Genomic DNA, 440 nt, shown 5'->3' on the forward strand with positions numbered 1-440 from the left:
CTGATCCGCCATCGACTCCAGGAACATCGCCAGCGCGATCAGGCCACAACCGAGGCCGACCTGGACCAGGAAATCCGCGAGGCCAACACCATTCTGTCGCTGGACGAGACGAAGAACAAAATCGACCGCTTCCTAAAGGCGCAGAGCCCACGGACGGGCCAGGGCAAGCGGAGCAAGGAAGTAAAGAGCAACATCACGGACAATGAAAGCGCCAAGATGACCACCGGCAAGGGCACGATCCAGGGCTACAACGGCGTGGCCACCGTGGATAAGAAGCACCAGGTCATCATCGACGCCCAGGCCTTCGGCGAAGGCCAGGAGCACCATACCCTCAAGCCGGTTCTGGAGCGGGTTGAGCAGCGTTACCGACGACTGGGCATCCACACCGACATCTACCAGAGCGGGACCATCGTCACCGCCGACACCGGCTTCGCCAACGA

General features: G+C 61.4%; 1 pseudogene. It reads left to right on the forward strand.

The features are described from left to right. Positions 1-440: pseudogene (locus AC1RQI_RS17060) on the forward strand (IS1182 family transposase); the annotation flags it as partial.

Source organism: Salicola sp. AFF1 (genome assembly GCF_056783195.1).